This is a genomic window from Dokdonia sp. (assembly GCF_039945015.1).
GTDB lineage: Bacteria > Bacteroidota > Bacteroidia > Flavobacteriales > Flavobacteriaceae > Dokdonia.
In genome coordinates this window covers 206,959-223,630 of record NZ_JBDUXP010000030.1, presented here as the reverse complement: position 1 = coordinate 223,630, position 16,672 = coordinate 206,959, and the positions used below count along the sequence as shown (strand labels likewise).

Sequence of the window (16,672 nt, the reverse complement as noted above, 5' to 3'; positions counted from 1 at the left end):
GAAATGAAAAGATATTTTCTCTTACTTATTATCTTAATTGGATTTACTTCCTGTAGTGTATTGCAATGGCGATCTAGTGATCAAGAAATTCAAGAATATTTTGCAGGAAAAAAGATATCTACTGAGATAAGTTATTTTGAGATTGATAGTTTAGATTTAAAAATACGTGTACAGCATATTAAAGAATCTGACACTGATATTAATATAGTGTTTTTTCACGGCTCTCCTAGTTCTTTGTCTGCTTGGAATGGATATCTTAACGACACTACATTTATAAAAGAAGCATCTATTCATGCAGTAGATAGACCTGGATATGGATACTCTAATTTTGGCGACGCCATTACATCTATAGATACACAAGCAAAAATAATGAGCACTCTTTTAGATCATTATAATCTTAAAAATGTGATTGCGATAGGCTCTTCATACGGAGGACCACTTGCAGCAAGGCTTGCTTATGAAAATGATCGTGTAAAAGGAGTGGTGATGATCTCTCCAGCAATAGATCCAAATAATGAGAAGAAAATTTGGCAATCTCGATTTACACAATGGTGGATTACCAGATGGTTATGTCCTACAGGATATCGTGTAGCTGGTGATGAAAAAACAGTTCATGCTCAGGAGCTTGCTCTTATAGCAGATGATTGGAATCAAGTAAGAATTCCAGTACTACATATTCATGGAGATATAGATGATATTGTTCCTTATGAAAATGTAAACTATACTAAAGATATTTTTCCTAATATAGAGATTATTACAACGCCTAATACAGGTCATGAAATTGCCTGGGGGCGACCAGATTTATTAAAGCCTATGATTGTTGAGTTTATGGAGAAGGTATTTTTAGAAACTTCTAATAAAAAAAATAGGACACTTTATACTAAGATTACTCCTCATACCACCTTAGAATCCCAAAATCAAAAGGTGTCCAAAGACTAGCTTTCATATCGCTTTCTTTAAGTGCTGTATTCACCCAAGTATTACAAGTTTTATAAAACATGTAATTTCCGTGAGCTTTGTAAAAGTTATCTCGATCTGCTGTATATGATGCACCTTCTATGATTTGTTTTTCAGAAGTATCTTCATCAAAGGAAGCTAAGATATACGTGTTGAGCTTTTGAAGTTGAGAACTAGTTACTGGGACAGCGATCCATTTTTCTCTTTTGCGTCTATACCTAGTAACATGGACGAGCGTATTACTTTTTAAAAAGGCCGCTCTAAACGCTGTTGAGAATGTAAGATCTCCCCAGGTAGGGGTATTGATATAAAAGTTTTCTTCTCCCCAGCCAAAGGCAAAATATTGTTCCTTAGGGTGGTATTTTTGACCTTTAAGTAATTCAGGAGTAATGAGCTTTTTGGGAAGAACAATATCACTATGTACACCGTTACTTGTGAGGTATATGATATGCTCTTTTGAGTTACCTTCTGTTTTTTCTGAAACGGGGATATATGTCAAAATCAAAGAAATAATAATATACGTCACAGGAATTAATAGAACGTATCCTAGAATCTTTAAAAATCGTTTTAAAATTGTTCTATATATCATAGAGATACATCTATTTAAAAAAAACTAATCTATGCAGAAGTAGTTGTAATAATCTACAATTTCTGCAAGCGTATTGTTTTTGAATTCCCCATCATCAAATCGTTCTGAAAAATACTCGCAGTCATTAAAGAGTTTACGCATATATTTTTTAGAACGTATTTTAGGAATCTCTAAGTATTTTTTTTCTCCTTTTTTATGTAAGTAGTATTTCCGTAGATTTTTATTGTCAGGACTTCTTACAGCTTGTGAAAATCCAAATGGAGTATCAGAATAAATAACTTCAGGAACCAGTTTTCCATAGAGCGTATATTCTCCTTCTATAATTACTTTTAATAAGGTGTATTTAAGTCTATTTTTAATATCTACATATCTGAACGTTTGTTGATTTTTATACCAAAAAAAGTCAATTTCTTTAACCATTAAATCAGTCCAAGTATCATATTCTTCTTCACTTTCTAATCTAAATTTAATTTTATTTTTTTGAGTATAACCGTATCCTTCTAATGAAGTCCCATCCCTAAAATGAATAGTTGCCTTTAATTTTTGAGCGTAGGAATTGTACATCAAGAAGAAAATAATTAACATGATAAAACGCTGAATCATATTATAGAGCTTTGCTGAGTTTTTCCATAAATTCTCCTACTTTACTAGGCTCTAACCAACGGGTAACGACAACAAGATCATGTGTGCGATCTATAATAATAAAATTACCTCCAAAACCAGCTGCATAATACACATCTTCACCTACACCTTTCCAGTGTCTTGGACCCTGCTTATTAAGCCACCACATAAAACCATAATTTACATTAGGAGTAGAAGGCTCAATAGCATCTTGTATCCATTGTGATGATAATAGTCGTTCATTATTCCAAACGCCATCATTTAAAAACAAGAGTCCAAAACGAGCCATGTCTTCGGCACTTATAAAAATACCAGCTCCGCTATGACCTCCCCCAGTAACAGATTTCATTTTGATACCATCTACTTCTGCCCAAGCATCTTTATATCCATGCCATCTCCATGTAGTAGAAGCACCTATTTTATCCATAAGTTCTTCTTTTAAAACTTGTGGTAATGGTTTGCGCCATACCTGTAATAAACTATACGATAATACATTTACGCGTACGTCATTATACTCCATAACTGTGCCGGGTGTTTTAGGCGACGCATATTGCCAGTCATCTAAGCCTCCCTCTCGCGGAGGACGATCTGCCCAATCTTTTCCTCCCCATAATATTCCTTGCCAAGCACTATTTTGTTGTAATAAGTGACGCCAAGTAATTTGAGAATTATGTTGCCCATTAAAGGTTCCATCCCAAACATAACGACCTACTGTATCATCTACAGTGGCAATTAATTTTTTGTCAATAGCAAGACCAGCTACTGTAGATAAGAAACTTTTGGTCACAGAAAATGTCATATCTACTCGCTTGGTATCTCCCCATTGTGCTACAAGTTTTCCATTTTTTAAGATCATTCCTGCAGGGCCTCCACGTTTTTTTGTAGGTCCAAGAATTTCATGAAATGGTTCTCGTTTAAACCCTTCTAGAATAGCAATTCTTAAGTCACGAGATCCTGAATATTCGTTCGCTTTCGCGAAAGCGATCACCTCATTTAATATATTGGGATTGATTCCGGCCTCTTTTGCAGCGGTTTCTTGCCATTGCGTATTGCGTTCTGGAAAATAATATTCTTGTGCAGACAACTGAAAGAACGTTGCACAGATAAATAGGATACTAAGCTTTTTCATAGATTATAAATGTACTATTTATCTGTTTATAATAGAAACGCGTATGCTATAACTTAGCGATTTTATAAAGTTGCTATGTTGTATTTTGCAAAATAATCTTATGTTATGTCATATGTTGAAGGTTTTGTAGTTTGTCATAGTAAGAAAACAGTTTTTGTTAAACAAAAAAGAAGCGGTAATTTCCTCCTTTTTTTATATCTTAATACCATGAATAATTCACTATTTGATGCTATACGCTCAGCCGATTTAGATACCGTCTCAAAGATTTTAAAGGCACATCCAGAATTGGTAGATATAAAAGATCCTCGTGGTTCTACACCTTTATTACTTGCTACATATTATGGACATAAAGAAGTTTCTGAGGTTATTCTAGAATATAAGCCTGATGTAAATGCAAAAGATGGATCTGGGAATACACCTTTGATGGGAGTTTGTTTTAAGGGATATCCAGAGATCGCAAAACTTCTTATACATGCTGGAGCAGATGTAAATGCTGTAAATTTTAATAATGCTACAGCTCTCATTTATGCAGCAACATTTGCACAAGCCGAAATAGCAAAGCTTCTTATGGATCATGGAGCAGATACTAGTTATAAAGATGATAGAGGAAATACTGCATATGATCATGCAAAAATGCAAGGTGTAAAAAAGCTTATGGAAATACTTTCATAACATACCCAAGGCTAGGAATAATCAGATTATATTAATAGTTGCTAAATGTCGAATTCTGTAAAGTCTTCAATCCAATCTGTACAACCATTTGCAAATAAGACATCTTTGTTTTTAATGCCTACACCAAGAAAATCAATATCTAATTCTTGAGCTGCTTTAAGATCCCATAATCCATCACCTACAGCAATGATTTTTTCAAAAGAGGTTGTATTATAATATGCTTTTGATTTCTCAATAGCCTCTTTTACAAAACCTGCTCTAGAGACACTAGTGATAGAAGTCGCTAGGACTTCTGGAATAAAAGGAATGTTTGCATCTGTCATTTTAATAACTGTTGCTTTAGGGAAAGCACCTGTGCCATATGCAAAAGGAATTCCTTGTTCTTGAAGATGCAAAAGTGATGCCCTAGCGCCAGGAATTTCAATTACAGGAGTGTGCTTGCCAAGCTCTTTTGCTAGGAGATCGTCCAATTCATATTTCAAATTATCAGGTGATTTCTTTCCAAAATTACGTTCATAATTATATTCTAAAGCGTATCGGTCTGTATGATGTAGATACTTGTCATAATCGGTATCAATATTTTTTAAACCAATATCTACAAGGACTTTAGTGATTACTTTTAAATAAGTAGGGACACTATCAGTAAGTGTTCCGTCGATGTCAAAAATGTAGAGGTTTTTTGAAGTCATTGTGTACATATTTTTTTGAACCTTCTAAGAATTAGAAACCTCGCTTAATTGCATAAGAGTCCTTTCCAAAGTTACATAGAAAATTCCCAGGAATGTATGAGAATTTGATCCTTATTTTAACATAAAATGATATATTGCAATATTACATATATAATACATATGTTATTAATAATTTAAAACATGCTGTATCTTTGATTGTATACACTAGACGGAAGTAAAATTTACTTTTGCTTCGTAACTTACGATGATTCATTTTATACAAAATAAAACCTTTAAAATAGATGGAAGAGACATTACAAGTAGCATTAATTCAAAGCCATCTTTTATGGGAGAATCCGACGGCAAATCTAGTAAATTTTGACGCTTTACTAGAAGATGTGTCAGATAGTACTCAACTTATTATTCTTCCAGAAATGTTTACAACTGGGTTTAGTATGGATCCTGTAACTCATGCAGAATCTATGGATGGTAAAACGGTACAATGGCTTAAAAAATGGTCACAGAAAAAGAATGCTGCTGTTTGTGGAAGTATCATTATCACTGATGATAACAAATATTATAATCGATTTTTATTTGCCACTCCGGAGGGTAAGATACAGAGCTATGATAAACGTCATCGATTTATGATGGCTGGAGAAGGAGGGTTATATACAGCAGGACAAGAAACGATGCTTATAGAATACAAAGGGTGGAAAATTTTTCCGCAAATATGTTACGATTTACGATTTCCGGTATTTGCACGTAATACGGTAGAGTATGATGTGTTAATATATGTTGCAAATTGGCCAAAACCTCGCGTAGGTGCTTGGGATGCACTTCTTAAAGCGAGAGCCATAGAAAATATGAGTTATTGCATAGGGGTAAATCGTATAGGTTTAGATGGCAATGGATTAGAATATGTAGGTCACTCGGCGGTATACAATGTTCTTGGTGATGAGATCGCTTTCGCGAAAGCGGAAGAAAAAATCATCACTGCAACATTATCAAAAAATCATATTAAAGAAACGCGTCAACGTCTTCCTTTCCTTGAAGATAAGGATGAGTTTAAGATCATTTAATTTTTTAATGTAAATGTTTCTTGTTTAAACCAACTAGCTCCTACTTCTATAGGGACTCCATAATTAATGACCTTTTCTGGTTGTCTCTTTTCAAGATAGTTTCCTGTGTCATATATTTTATTCCCATTGGCATCTTCTATTAATCGGATAAGATAGGTAGCAGGAGGTAGTGTTGTAAAGTCAAAAATGGTTTCTTCTGTAGTGTATCTTTCTTGTACAACTTCCCCACTTTGATTGGTGAGTTGTATGATATATGGGAAGTTTTTTGCGTTTGTTATAGTAAATTTAATGTTACCATAGTCAGAAAGCTCTTTAGTGCTCGTAATATACGTAATGGTATCATTTACATTTCCAAAAAAATCGGTGACGGCCCCTGGCAATGCCTGAATTGCATATTTCTTTTTTTCTTTTGTTTCAAAATCTAATGTCAATTTTGTATTTCTTTCTGAAAGCGTCGCTTTAAAATCTATGGGGATAGAGTCTTGAACAACACGAATAAGACTATCTTGAATGCTTTCTATGGGAATATTACTTATGATATCATAAGGACGACCTATGGTCATCGTGCGTCCTGTTTTTGAAGTAATTCTTAAAGAATCTACTTGAGGTGATCGTAATTTTGTAATTAGGGTATCTCTATAATTTGGGCCACTTACCTCAAATAGTAAGGAATCTAAGTCAGGCTTTGGCTTAAACCAATAGTATAAAGTGTCTGCATTTCCTTTTTTTGTAATCCTAGAGGTAAAATCTTGAGAGATATCTTCTGTGAGTAATTTTATTGTAAGGCTATCTACAGGACCAGATACACCAAACGTAATTCTATTTGATCCCGCATGTCTAGGACGTGATGATTTTGTAGCTGGTGTCTCTTGAAAAAGTTTAAGCGTATAACTACTATCCGTAGGAATGGTGATAAGCTCCTTTAAGAAAGCGACTTTGTCTTTGTTAGGTTGGAAGGTAAAGTTGGCATCTTCATCTTTCATCGCAATAAGCATATAAGTACCTTCTTTTAGATTTCCTATTTCAAATGAAGTAAGGCTATCCAATGTATTTGTAACATATCTAGGGCGTTCATTATAAATGATAGAATCCGTAAATGTACTATCTACTGCATATAACATAACAGACACAAAATTGTCAGGAGTACTTTTTATTTCATCTATGATTTCTCCTTTTAAGGTAAGACTATCTATGTAATCTCCAGTAGAAAACACGTATTTAAAATAAGAAAAAGGATTGCTCTCATTATTGTCTACAATACTTTGTCCAAAGTTAAATACATATGTCGTGTTAGGGTCTAAGGTATCTCTTATATCTATATTGACATACTTAGAAGCAGATCCTTGAGGGGAAACAATAGCATTCTTAAGAGGAGGAGATATAATTAATTGTTTTTGATAATCTTTGAGTTTTATGTACTCATCAAAATAAATACGTATCTCGTCTCCTTCAAAATTTGTATTAAAATTGGGAGGCTCTGATTTTATAAAAACAGGTGGGATACTATCTTCAGGTCCTCCTGTGGGAGATCCTCTTTTTGCACAATTAACCAAAGTGAGGGACATACATGCCATCACACCTATATAATACAGACACTTTTTTGCTTTCAAAATATATAATAATGTAGTATTCATTGACAAGACAAAGAAACAACTAATTTTTAGCCAAACGAAATACTTATTGCGCTATTGCCATAGTTGCGATACTTAACTTTATTTTAGGAATTTTAAGTAATTGTAGTGCACACGCTTCTAGTGTTGCCCCTGTAGTAAGAATATCGTCTACCAGTAAAATATGTTTGCCTTGTAAACTGTTGGTTTCTGTTATAGAAAATGCACCTAATACTTCATCACTACGAGAAAAACGACCTTTAAAAACTTGAGTTTTTGTGTTCTTAGATTTTAATAATACGGTGTCTACGTGAGTCGCGTGTAAATGTTTTGATAGAGATTGTGCAAATCCACTCACTTGATTATATCCTCGTTTTTTTCTTTTTTTAGGATGAATAGGAACAGGAATAACAACTTCTATATCTAGATATGAAGAGATTTTTGATAGTTCATAGCCTAACCAATCTCCTAGAAAAGCACTTATATCCTCTTCGCCTCGATATTTTAAATTATGTAAAAGCTGTTGTACAGGTCCTTTTTTTTCAAAATAAAGCAAGGCTGTCGCTTGTTCTAACATAATACGGCCGTAAAATACTTTTTGAATAGCACTGTCGTTATATACGTGAAACTGAGTAAGTGGTAGATGATGCCTACAACGTGTACAAATCATATGTTCTGAAGCTTGTAAATCCTCAGAACAGGCTTTACAAGTTTTTGGGAATAAAAAATAGCGTAGTGATTGCAACATGCATGTGTTATTTTTTTTCTAATTTAACCACTTTTCTAAGAATAGATAACGTCCATGGGTACTAAAAGTACTAAAAACACACTTCTCTTCCTTACTATACTACTCTGCATAGTTGTTATAGGATTAGGTGCATATACTCTAAAGTTTTATAATAAAGCTCAGGAAAATGAGATTCAGCTCAAAGAAGAGAAGGCACTTATTTCTGGAGAATTGGAAGATGAAATTAAGAGGTATAATGATATTCTTGCAGAAGAAAGTGTTCTTACAAGCGAGCTATCTCAAGCAAAAACACGTATAGAGAGTCTACAAAAAAGCTTAGATAGCAATGCAATATCACGCAATGTCGTTCAGAGATATAGAATAGAGCTCAATAGAGTTCGTAAAGAAAGAGAACAGCTGTTTAAACAAAATGATAGTTTACAAAAAGAAACAGAACGACTTGCGCAACTTCAGGCAGAGACACAAGACGCATTAGATAAAGAAACAAAAGCACGAGCTATACTCGAAGATGATAATCAAGCACTGGCTCAAAGGCTAAACTTAGGCGCTCAAATTACAGCAAGTAATTTATTAACTCGTGGAGTGATACAGCGCAACAGTGGTAAATTTATAAATACGACTAGAGCAGGAAGAGCAAAGATGATTCGTGTTTGTTATACGATAAATGAAAACAAATTAGCAAAGGCAGAAGATCTGCACTTTTTTGTACAGGTATTAAATAGTAAAGGAAATATGATAGGTATTCCAAGAGAAGAAAAACTTTCTAATGGGAAGAGTATTCGGTTCAATTCTCGTACAACAATACCCTATACTAACAAGGTTTTTAACGTGTGTGAATTAGTCTTGCCAGTGCAAGAATTTGAAAAAGGGGATTACACGGTTAATGTCTTTCATGATGATGCGCTTTTACTCACATCGATACTTCAATTAAAATAACACTTCTGCAATTTCTTCAAATTAAGCGGTATTCCTATTTTTGCGATCTTATAATTAACAACTTGTAGTATTAATTATAGATGTTTGTATGGTACGCTTTCGCGAAAGCGTATAAAAGCAATATAATAGATAAGAATATAAAAAACGAAATAACAGGATATGGCTAAGCAAGAAGATCAATTCAAAAAAGTAATCTCACATGCAAAGGAGTATGGATATATTTTTGGGAGTAGCGAGATTTACGATGGATTAAGTGCGGTATATGATTATGGTCAAAATGGAGTCGAGCTTAAAAAAAACATACGGGAATACTGGTGGAAGAGCATGGTACAAATGCATCAAAACATTGTAGGATTAGATGCCGCTATACTGATGCACCCTAAGACCTGGAAAGCTTCTGGACACGTAGATGCTTTTAGTGATCCTCTTATAGATAATAAAGATTCAAAAAAGAGATATAGAGCAGATGTTCTTGTAGAAGATTATGCAGAAAAACTACATATCAAAGCAGAAAAAGAAATCACAAAAGCAGCAAAGCGTTTTGGAGATAGTTTTGATAGAGATCAATATGAGGCGACTAACCCTCGTGTGATGGGATATCGCCAGAAACAGAAAGATGCAACAGCAAGACTTGCGAGATTGCTAGAAGCAGAAGATCTAGCAGGTGTAAAATCTCTTATCGAAGAATTGGAAATTGGATGTCCAGAGTCTGGTTCAAAAAATTGGACAGATGTACGACAGTTTAATTTGATGTTTGGAACAAAACTAGGCGCCTCTGCAGAGACAGCTACCGATTTGTTCTTACGTCCAGAAACAGCACAAGGTATTTTTGTAAACTTCTTAAATGTGCAAAAATCAGGAAGGATGAAAATTCCTTTTGGTATTGCTCAAACTGGAAAAGCGTTTAGGAATGAAATTGTTGCGCGTCAGTTTATTTTCCGTATGAGAGAATTTGAACAAATGGAAATGCAATTTTTTGTGCGTCCAGGGGAAGAAATGAAGTGGTATGAGTATTGGAAAGAAACACGTCTAGAATGGCATAAATCATTAGGACTTGGCGAAGAAAATTATCGCTTTCATGATCATGAGAAATTGGCTTTTTATGCTAATGCGGCAACAGATATAGAGTTTAACTTTCCGTTTGGGTTTAAAGAATTAGAAGGAATACATTCAAGAACTAATCATGATTTAAGTGCTCATGAAAAACACTCAGGAAAGAAATTACAATTTTTTGATCCAGAGCTTAATGAAAGCTATGTGCCTTATGTAGTAGAAACCTCTATAGGTCTTGATCGTATGTTCTTGGCTGTGCTGTCTACATCATTAGAAGATGAGGTATTAGAAGATGGGACTTCTAGAGTAGTGCTTAAATTACCTTCCATACTGGCTCCAGTAAAAGCAGCCATTTTACCATTGGTTAAAAAAGATGGACTACCAGAAATAGCACAACAAATAGTAGACGATTTAAAATTTGATTTTAATGTGATTTATGATGAGAAGGACGCCATAGGACGTCGCTATCGTCGTCAGGATGCAGCTGGAACACCGTTTTGTATTACTGTGGATCATGATACTATTAATGATCAATCTGTAACCATACGCCATCGTGACTCTATGAAGCAAGAAAGAGTGGCAATAAAAGATGTAAAAGAAATTATAGATGCACAGGTAAGCTTTAAGAATTGGATCTCATAAAGGCGTAAAATACTATGCACACATAGTTAAAAGCCTTATTTCCGTGTTGTTTTCTGTTAATTTAGAAAGATTTTTAGTAAATTTAGCAACTTTTTAACAAATAAATATACTAATTATACAAAAAAACTACACGATGAGTAAATTCATGAAATTAGTGGTAGTAGCGTTATTAGCTTTTAGCTTTAATGTTACCGCTCAAGAAAAACATCCTGCTTCAAGACAGGGAACAATGGCAGCGCCAATACATGTTCCTAGTATTGCAGACCAGATTAAAAATGGTACTGTAAAGTATGCGGATAATACACCACAATTAGGACATGCCAAGAGTAAGATGAGTAGTACTGTTGTTCCTGGAAAAGGATTTCCAAAGGGACAAGATGCTTTAGTAGAGCAACAACGTAATGCTGTGCAAACTCAAATGAGAGCGCCTAATCTTATATTTACTGCAGATATTTCACAAGCAACACCTTCTGATCCAACTGGAGCGGCTGGGGTAAACCAATATATGGCAGCTTGGAATAGTGCATTTAGAATTTTTGATAAGAATGGTAACCCAGAGTCGGCAGAGCTTGCTTTAGGAACTATCTTCCCAGGAAATAATATTGGAGATCCAATTATCTTTTTTGATGCTGAGGCAGATAATGGAGCTGGAAATCCTCAAGGACGTTTTGTAATTACAGAGTTTGATAGTAATCCTAATGGATTTAATGTAGCAGTATCTACAGGTCCAGATGCGATGACAGCAGCTTGGAATGTATACACTACAGGTTTTGGAACAGGAGCTTTTCCTGATTATACAAAATTCTCTGTATGGGGTGATGCGTATGTAGTAACTGCAAATATTGGAGCTACTGATAGAGTTTTTGCTGTAGAGCGTAACGAAATGATATTAGGTAACGCTGCACAATTTGCATCTTTCCCATTACCTGGAATCGCTACAAATGGTTTTTATAGTCCACAAGGATTTCACGTTACTGATAACCAACACGCACCAGCAGGTACTCCAGCACCAATTATCTATATGCAAGATGATGCATGGGCAGGAGTTGCCGCAGGAGATGATCACTTACAAATTTGGGAAATGACTGTAGATTGGGCAAACCCAGCAAATCACTCTATTGTTTCTGCACAAGAAATAGGAACTGCTGAAGGTTTAACACCATTTACTAGTGTGTTTGATGGAGGAAGTTTCTCAAACAGACCACAACCAGGAGGACCAGATCTTGATGTATTACAAGCGACTGTAATGAATCAAGTACAGTATAGAAGATTCGGAACTCATAACTCTGTTGTACTTAACTTTGTTGTAGATGCGGGTCCACCAGAATTAGCAGCTGTACGTTGGTATGAATTAAGACAACCAACTGGAGATGATAATGAGGATTGGGAAATATACCAAGAAGGAACATATGTAGCTCCTGATGGAAGAGATGCATACTCAGCGAGTATGGTAATGAACTCTGAAGGAGATATCGCTATGGCATATTCTTCTTCATCTGCTACAGATATGATTTCTATACGTTATACAGGTCGTCAGAGTGATGATCCACTTAATGTAATGACATCTGTAGAAGAGCTTATCGCACAGAGTACTGCAGCAAACCCTTCAAATAGATTTGCAGATTATGTACAACTTACAATAGATCCAGTAGATGATTCTTTCTGGCATATTGCAGAATATTTTGAGCCTAGTCGTCGTGATGTAGTTGCAAACTTTGAATTATTAGAGCCAATGCCAGATGATATTGGTGTTGTAAGTATTGACAGTCCATCAAATGGTGTTCTTACAAATGCTGAAGATATTATAGTAACCATAAGAAACTTTGGTAATAATGATATTACTGACCCGATGGTTCAGTACTCTCTTGATGGAGTAGATGCACCTGCAGAGATGTTTTCTGGAACTATAGCAGCTGGAACAACAGTGTCTCATACATTTGCCACTCAAGCAGATTTAGGAACAGATGGTCAAACATATACAATTGTAGCAACAACATTACTTGCTGGAGATTCTAATACAGGTAATGATTCTAGTACAGTAATGGTAACAAATGCTGTTGAGGTATGTACACCTACTTCAAACTGTGCAGGATTTAACGATGGTGTAACAATGTTACAACTAGCAGATCAAGATATCGCAGTAAATTGTGGTGGTGATCCAGCTGGGTACTCAGATGATACAGATACTATATTTACTTTTGATCCAGACTTTACTAGTTTTGATGGAGTATTACAAATGGGGTTTGCAGATTCTATTTTTGCAATTTGGATTGATGTAGATGATAGTGGTACTTTTGAAGCAAGTGAGCTTGTTGCATCTGAGCAAGTAGCTGCAGCTGATTCAGATTTTGCATTTACGCTTGACACATCTGCTTTAGATCAAAATGATTTATTAGGAGAGCATAGAATGCGTGTACGTGGAGAAGATGAAAGTACTGCAGGAGATGTATTAGATCCTTGTGGAGATTTAGCTTTTGGTAGAACAAATGATTATACAGCATTCTTTGATCCTGAATTAAGTGTAGGGGAAGAAGCATTTGAAGGTTCAGATTTTCAAATTTCTACTGTTGATAACCAACAATTTGAAATCAGCTTAAGAACTGATTTTGATGGAAAAACTGCAATTAGTGTATTTAACATATTAGGACAGACGGTTACTTATAATAACCTTTCTAAAGAAGGTGATAGTTTTAACTATGACTTAGATATGTCTTTTGCAGCAAAAGGAGTTTATATCGTTCAATTTAGCGGTATTAATAATGGTAAAACATTATCTAAGAAGATTATTGTAAAGTAAGACTTCATTTAAAATATTTTAAGGCCTCATCTATATTGATAGATGGGGCCTTTTTTATTTAATCAGTTTTAGATTAATTCAATGTATTACAGATATTTTTTCAAAAATTTAACGATTCTCTAACATAATTTTCTTTTTTGTGAAGGAATACGACTTTTTTTCGGTAATTTTATCTTTTATAAATCCTATTAAAACTATATAACATGATTAAAAAATTAAAATTGGCAGCTATTGCCCTACTAGCCTTTGGCTTTCAGGCAACAGCTCAACAAGATACCCAAGGTGGTAGCTTAAACTATGTCGGACAAGCGGCATCTATGCGTGTAGTCCCTTCAATGGCCTCTAGGGCAGGACAATTAGAACGTGCTCCAGATTGGAACGGTCAAGAACCTCAAGATGGGAGATATGTTAGAGGAGTAAAAGCTAACGTAGTGCCAGGAAAAGATCCTCAAACTGAAAATGACCGACTTGCAGCTAATCCAGGGAGATTAGATAAGGCAATCGACTTAAACAGATCTTTAGAATTAGACTTTGTAGTAAACAATAATGTTGGTTCTCCATCAGATCCTGCACTAGCTGTAGGACCTAACCATGTAGTTATTGTATATAATACAGGGTATATTATTTATGATAAAGATGGAAATGATCTTACAGGTCCTTTAAATGTAAATAACATATTTACAGCTGGTGGATGTTGTGATTTAACTGCTTCTTATGATAATGCTGCAGACAGATGGATACTTACGTATTTATTTGTAGGAGCAGGTATGGAACTAGCTGTTTCAGATGGTCCAGATCCAACAACGGCAAACTGGACGTTATATTCATTCCCACAAGTTTCTGATTATAACAAATTATCAGTATGGCGCGATGGATATTATATTACAGATAATGGTCCAAATGATGTTTGGGCTATAGATAGAGATGCAGTGCTAGCTGCTGATCCAGCTGCAAGTATTCAAGGTTTTGTTGTGAATGGAATTTCTTCTCCAGGAGGAGGTTTTACAAGTTCTCAAGTAGCAAATATTACAGATGATAACCTACCTACTACTGGTGGAGCACCTCTTGTATATATGAGAGATGATGGTTTTCAAGGAGTGACTGAAGATGAGTACTGGGTGTGGACTATTGATGTTGATTTTACAACACCTGCAAATTCAGCAGTATCTGCACCAGAAGAATTTCCAGCAGAACCATTTATTAATGTTTTTGATGGTGGAGGTTTTAGTAATCTAACACAACCAGGTGGAGGAGTAGCTATCGATGCACTTCAATCTACAATTATGAACCAAATGCAATTCAGAAAATTTGCTGGACATAATTCTATGATATTTAATTTTGTAGTAGATACAGATGCTGGAGCAGGAGAGCTTGCAGGTATTCGTTGGGTTGAAATGCGTCAGTCTGGAGATGGAATGCCTTGGTCACTTTTTCAAGAAGGTACATATAATGCACCAGATGGAAGACATGCTTGGATGGGTAGTATGGCTATGGATAACCAAGGTAATATAGGTATGGGATATACTTCTATGGCTGGACCTACAACACCAAACCCTCTAGAAAATAGAGTAGGAGCTTTCTATACAGGACGTTTTTCTAGTGATGCTCCAGGAACAATGAGTGTGGCAGAAGAATTTATTGGGAGAGCAGGAAACATTGCAGGACTTAGATTTGGAGATTATGCCAAGTTAGATGTTGATCCGAATAACGATAAGGAATTTTGGTTCATTACAGAATACCAAAATACGAACCACGTAGCAAAATTTCAAATACAATCAGACTTTGATAATGATATAGGGGTTGTAAGTATTGATGCTCCAGTAAATGGAGATTTATCTGCTCCTCAGGATGTGACTGTAACTATATTTAATTTTGGTCTTAACGATATAACTGGATTTGATGTAACATATTCTATAGATGGTACAACAATAGCTACAGAAGCATTCCCAGGAACAATAGCGAGTGCAACTAGTGAGCAATTTACATTTGCTACCCAAGGAGATTTTTCTACAGTAGGTCAAACGTACGAAATTACAGCAGCTACCGTTTTTGGTGCAGATGAATTTGCAGATAATGACGCTACAACAAGAAATGTAACACACCTTAATCCTGATGATGTAGGAGCAATAAGTGTTACGGCACCTATTTCTGATGCATCACAAGTTACTATTGAAATTGAAAACTTTGGTACAGCAACACAAACATCTATTCCTGTATTCTATTCATTAAATGGAGATCCAGCGGTACAAGAAACATATACAGGATCTATTGCTTTTGGAGCAACAGACACCTATACATTTACAGCTACTGAAGATCTTTCTGCATTAGGAGATTACGTATTTGTAGCTGGAACAGAACTTGCAGGAGATTCTGATGATACAAACGATGACACTACAGCAACAGTAACAAATGCTGTTTGTGAGCCTACTTCTAATTGTGGTGGGTTTGATGATGGAGTTACACAATTTCAACTAGCAGATCAAGATCTTACTACAAACTGTGGAACATCTCCAGCAGGATATAGTGATGATACAGATATCGTATTTAACTTTGTGTTAAATGATAATGCTTTTGATGGTGTATTACAAGTTGGATTTGCGGCTTCTACGTTTGCAATCTGGATTGACTTTAATGATAACAACTCTTTTGAAGCAGATGAATTAGTTGTAACCGATTTTGTTGCAGCAGCAAATGCTGATTTTGCATTTACTGTAGACTTTACAACAGTTACAGCAACTGTAACTCCTGGAATGCATAGAATGAGACTTAGAGGAGAAGATGATGATCAAGCAGGAGATTTATTAGATCCTTGTGATGATTTAGCTTTTGGTAGAACAAATGATTATACGGCTAATATTAGTGGTACATTAGGAACTACTGATGAGTTATTTGCAGGGACAGACTTACAAGTTCATTCTTTAGGAAATGATCAATTTCAAGTAGTATTTAACGATGCAACTAGCTTTACGGATAAGCTTCCTGTTACTGTATATAATACATTAGGGCAAACATTAGCATACTACACTGTAGAGGCTAATGGTGCTGGGTATACAAAAACAATAGATATGTCTTATGTATCTGATGGAGTATATTTTGTAAAAGTTGGGAATAATGATATCAATAAAGTACAAAGGATTATTGTAGGAGGTAACTAATCTAGTTTCTACATTA

General features: G+C 35.1%; 13 protein-coding genes. 7 read left to right on the top strand and 6 right to left on the bottom strand.

The genetic code is table 11. From position 1 onward, the window contains the following. Positions 1-3 precede the first annotated feature (3 nt). The gene (locus tag ABJD27_RS20735) at positions 4-939 is read left to right on the top strand and encodes an alpha/beta hydrolase (protein ID WP_348163997.1); all 936 of its coding nucleotides are present in this window, start codon (positions 4-6) and stop codon (positions 937-939) included. On the opposite strand, the gene ABJD27_RS20730 is transcribed toward ABJD27_RS20735, so the two are convergent. The 3 genes from ABJD27_RS20730 to ABJD27_RS20720 are packed head-to-tail and all read right to left on the bottom strand — an operon-like array spanning position 887 to position 3,296. Further along, entirely contained in the window at positions 887-1,546 is a 660-nt protein-coding gene (locus ABJD27_RS20730) for a DUF2459 domain-containing protein (protein WP_348163994.1), read from the bottom strand. The genes ABJD27_RS20735 and ABJD27_RS20730 overlap by 53 nt on opposite strands. Positions 1,547-1,570: 24 nt before the next feature. Continuing rightward, a complete protein-coding gene (locus tag ABJD27_RS20725) occupies positions 1,571-2,149 on the bottom strand; it encodes a hypothetical protein (protein WP_348163991.1) in 579 nt (192 codons plus the stop codon). A gap of 1 nt (position 2,150) precedes the next feature. Next, positions 2,151-3,296 (bottom strand): serine hydrolase, encoded by a 1,146-nt coding sequence (locus tag ABJD27_RS20720; protein ID WP_348163988.1) that lies wholly within the window; start codon positions 3,294-3,296, stop codon positions 2,151-2,153. A gap of 207 nt (positions 3,297-3,503) precedes the next feature. Here ABJD27_RS20720 and ABJD27_RS20715 point away from each other — a divergent pair, with 207 nt between their 5' ends. After that, on the top strand, positions 3,504-3,968 hold the full coding sequence (locus tag ABJD27_RS20715) for an ankyrin repeat domain-containing protein (protein WP_348163985.1): 465 nt from the start codon (positions 3,504-3,506) through the stop codon (positions 3,966-3,968). A gap of 41 nt (positions 3,969-4,009) precedes the next feature. Here ABJD27_RS20715 and ABJD27_RS20710 read toward each other — a convergent pair whose 3' ends face one another. Beyond that, positions 4,010-4,657: an HAD family hydrolase gene (locus ABJD27_RS20710; RefSeq protein WP_348163982.1), complete on the bottom strand. Its 648-nt coding sequence runs from the start codon at positions 4,655-4,657 to the stop codon at positions 4,010-4,012. 281 nt (positions 4,658-4,938) lie between these two features. Between ABJD27_RS20710 and ABJD27_RS20705 the strand changes: the two genes are divergently transcribed. Next, complete coding sequence (locus tag ABJD27_RS20705) at positions 4,939-5,715, top strand: amidohydrolase (protein ID WP_348163979.1); 777 nt, start codon at positions 4,939-4,941, stop codon at positions 5,713-5,715. Here ABJD27_RS20705 and ABJD27_RS20700 read toward each other — a convergent pair. Both ABJD27_RS20700 and ABJD27_RS20695 read right to left on the bottom strand, forming a co-directional pair. After that, positions 5,712-7,325 carry an Ig-like domain-containing protein gene (locus ABJD27_RS20700; protein WP_348163976.1) on the bottom strand — a complete coding sequence of 538 codons (1,614 nt, stop codon included), beginning with the start codon at positions 7,323-7,325 and terminating at the stop codon, positions 5,712-5,714. The two genes, ABJD27_RS20705 and ABJD27_RS20700, sit on opposite strands and share 4 nt — an antisense overlap. Positions 7,326-7,392: 67 nt before the next feature. Next, a complete protein-coding gene (locus tag ABJD27_RS20695) occupies positions 7,393-8,073 on the bottom strand; it encodes a phosphoribosyltransferase family protein (protein WP_348163973.1) in 681 nt (226 codons plus the stop codon). Between the two features lie 54 nt (positions 8,074-8,127). Here ABJD27_RS20695 and ABJD27_RS20690 point away from each other — a divergent pair, with 54 nt between their 5' ends. The 4 genes from ABJD27_RS20690 to ABJD27_RS20675 all read left to right on the top strand — a co-directional run bounded on the left by ABJD27_RS20690 (position 8,128) and on the right by ABJD27_RS20675 (position 16,656). Next, positions 8,128-9,009, top strand: coding sequence for a hypothetical protein (locus ABJD27_RS20690; protein WP_348163970.1), 882 nt, complete (start codon positions 8,128-8,130; stop codon positions 9,007-9,009). A gap of 159 nt (positions 9,010-9,168) precedes the next feature. Then, positions 9,169-10,704, top strand: a complete 1,536-nt coding sequence (locus ABJD27_RS20685) for a glycine--tRNA ligase (protein ID WP_348163967.1) — start codon at positions 9,169-9,171, stop codon at positions 10,702-10,704. A gap of 133 nt (positions 10,705-10,837) precedes the next feature. Next, positions 10,838-13,501, top strand: a complete 2,664-nt coding sequence (locus ABJD27_RS20680) for a GEVED domain-containing protein (protein ID WP_348163964.1) — start codon at positions 10,838-10,840, stop codon at positions 13,499-13,501. 203 nt (positions 13,502-13,704) lie between these two features. Further along, a complete protein-coding gene (locus tag ABJD27_RS20675; RefSeq protein ID WP_348163961.1) occupies positions 13,705-16,656 on the top strand; it encodes a GEVED domain-containing protein in 2,952 nt (983 codons plus the stop codon). The last annotated feature ends 16 nt before the right edge of the window (positions 16,657-16,672 follow it).

What these genes read in the sequence shown, in the direction of transcription:
- ABJD27_RS20695 (WP_348163973.1), bottom strand. Translation starts at nt 8,073, where the DNA reads ATGTTGCAATCACTACGCTATTTTTTATTCCCAAAAACTTGTAAAGCC.
- ABJD27_RS20710 (WP_348163982.1), bottom strand. Translation starts at nt 4,657, where the DNA reads ATGACTTCAAAAAACCTCTACATTTTTGACATCGACGGAACACTTACT.
- ABJD27_RS20675 (WP_348163961.1), top strand. Translation starts at nt 13,705, where the DNA reads ATGATTAAAAAATTAAAATTGGCAGCTATTGCCCTACTAGCCTTTGGC.
- ABJD27_RS20730 (WP_348163994.1), bottom strand. Translation starts at nt 1,546, where the DNA reads ATGATATATAGAACAATTTTAAAACGATTTTTAAAGATTCTAGGATAC.
- ABJD27_RS20690 (WP_348163970.1), top strand. Translation starts at nt 8,128, where the DNA reads ATGGGTACTAAAAGTACTAAAAACACACTTCTCTTCCTTACTATACTA.
- ABJD27_RS20735 (WP_348163997.1), top strand. Translation starts at nt 4, where the DNA reads ATGAAAAGATATTTTCTCTTACTTATTATCTTAATTGGATTTACTTCC.
- ABJD27_RS20680 (WP_348163964.1), top strand. Translation starts at nt 10,838, where the DNA reads ATGAGTAAATTCATGAAATTAGTGGTAGTAGCGTTATTAGCTTTTAGC.
- ABJD27_RS20725 (WP_348163991.1), bottom strand. Translation starts at nt 2,149, where the DNA reads ATGATTCAGCGTTTTATCATGTTAATTATTTTCTTCTTGATGTACAAT.
- ABJD27_RS20715 (WP_348163985.1), top strand. Translation starts at nt 3,504, where the DNA reads ATGAATAATTCACTATTTGATGCTATACGCTCAGCCGATTTAGATACC.
- ABJD27_RS20720 (WP_348163988.1), bottom strand. Translation starts at nt 3,296, where the DNA reads ATGAAAAAGCTTAGTATCCTATTTATCTGTGCAACGTTCTTTCAGTTG.
- ABJD27_RS20685 (WP_348163967.1), top strand. Translation starts at nt 9,169, where the DNA reads ATGGCTAAGCAAGAAGATCAATTCAAAAAAGTAATCTCACATGCAAAG.
- ABJD27_RS20705 (WP_348163979.1), top strand. Translation starts at nt 4,939, where the DNA reads ATGGAAGAGACATTACAAGTAGCATTAATTCAAAGCCATCTTTTATGG.